We start from the raw sequence: 1,746 nt of genomic DNA on the forward strand, positions 1-1,746 counted from the left end.
GCTTTCCAATGCTTCCATAGTTTCACTTATAGGTGTTGTAGCATCTGGCCAGTGTAACTGTAGTAAATCTAGGTAGTCTGTACCCAAACGTTTTAAGCTTTCCTCAACTTCTTTAATGATGTTTTCTTTTGCTGCATATTTATAAACGGGTATGGTTTTTCCATTGTCGTTAGCATCAAAAAAGAACTCACCTTTTCCGTTATTGCTACCATCCCAAACTAAACCGAATTTGCTTAATAGCTGAATTTTACTTCTGTCTTTACCTTTAATTGCCTGGCCAATAAGTTCTTCGCTTAAGCCAAAGCCATAAAAAGGAGCAGTGTCTAAACTTGTAACACCATGATCTAAAGATGCATGAACAGCATCAATAGAATCTTGTTTCTCATTTCCTCCCCACATATTGCCACCTATTGCAAAGGCGCCGTAAGTAATAGCAGATAAGTTTAAATCTGTTTTTCCTAATTTTCTATATTCCATTTTTTTATTCTTTTTATTGTGCTATCAGAGATAGCTATTTAATATTAGGCAAGTTTATCAGTTTCATGTATAACGACAGTGCCATCAATAATGTCAACAGAATCCTTAATAAATTTATTGATATGAGCTGTTTGGTTATGCAATTCCAGGGCTTCTTTGCTTGCCCATTCTTCATGAAAAATAAACAAAGCAGGATCGTCACTTGATTGATGAAGATCGTATTGAATACAGGCTTCTTCTTTTCTCGATTCTACAACCAGTGCTAATAAAAGTGCTTTAAACTGCTCAATGTGTTGTGGCTTCGCTCTGGAAATTGCTGTTAGATAAATGCTCATGTTCTTTATTTATAAAAATGTTGTTTAAATGTGTTGTGTATCTTTCAAGATCGGCTACAATATTAGCATTCTTTTCTACATCGTGAAAGTGCAGGCCAGGCAATGGTTTCATCCCTGTAAAGGCATTCATACGGTGAAAACCGAATAATGCTCCATCATCAACACTGGTTTCATTAAAGAATTCTCCCGGTAGGGTAAAAGCTTCTTTCGGAGCATTCCATGATGAGGTGACCATATATTTTTTGCCATGCAGCATACCGCCTGTACCATAATTAATAGTTGGGTTTTGAGATGAACGTCCATCGCTATGATAAATTCCGGTTTGGTGACCTTCTGTAAAAACCACGTCAATATATTTTTTTAATCCGTTAGGTACCTGAAACCACCAGATAGGAGTATGGTAAATAACAATATCAGCCCATACATAATTCTCTACTTCCTGTTTTGGATCATAATCATCATTGATATCGGTAGATCTGATTTCAAATCCTTCTTTGTCATTAAAAAACTGACGTGTGGTATCAAAAATTGTTTTATTAAAACGGCCTCCAGAATGCCCAAAGACCTGTCCTCCGTTAATTACAAATATTTTTTTTGTTTCCATTTTAATAGAATTGATTTTACTTCTTAATTGTGATGACAAAATTACGGCTAGATATGTTACTATTAAAATAATATAAATCATACCTTTGTATCATAATTATGATATGTTGTTATGGTTAATTTAGAATGGTTCAGAACCTTTAAGGCTATTTATGAAACAGGTACACTCACAGGTGCGGCCGAGTCGTTGTATGTTTCGCAACCTGGTGTGAGTTTACATTTAAGCTCATTGGAATCGTATGTTGGGTACAAGCTTTTTGATCGGACGTCGAGAAAAATGGTGTCTACCGAACGCGGAAAGATACTTTACAATTATATACAGGAATCATTG

4 protein-coding genes are annotated in these 1,746 nt (G+C 35.4%); 1 reads left to right on the forward strand and 3 read right to left on the reverse strand.

From position 1 onward, the window contains the following. From AC1DDX_RS27135 to AC1DDX_RS27145, 3 genes are all read right to left on the reverse strand, one after another. Positions 1-477 (reverse strand): aldo/keto reductase (locus tag AC1DDX_RS27135; protein WP_477622998.1); only part of this gene is annotated, 477 nt, incomplete at its 3' end. A 44-nt stretch (positions 478-521) separates the two neighbouring features. Next, positions 522-812: a putative quinol monooxygenase gene (locus AC1DDX_RS27140; protein ID WP_172663157.1), complete on the reverse strand. Its 291-nt coding sequence runs from the start codon at positions 810-812 to the stop codon at positions 522-524. Next, the gene (locus AC1DDX_RS27145; protein WP_288879512.1) at positions 763-1,416 is read right to left on the reverse strand and encodes an NAD(P)H-dependent oxidoreductase; all 654 of its coding nucleotides are present in this window, start codon (positions 1,414-1,416) and stop codon (positions 763-765) included. The genes AC1DDX_RS27140 and AC1DDX_RS27145 overlap by 50 nt, the downstream gene beginning before the upstream one ends. A gap of 111 nt (positions 1,417-1,527) precedes the next feature. Between AC1DDX_RS27145 and AC1DDX_RS27150 the strand changes: the two genes are divergently transcribed. Continuing rightward, positions 1,528-1,746 (forward strand): LysR family transcriptional regulator (locus AC1DDX_RS27150; protein WP_477622999.1); only part of this gene is annotated, 219 nt, incomplete at its 3' end.

The sequence above is a fragment of the Pedobacter sp. 10L46_2 genome (assembly GCF_056395165.1).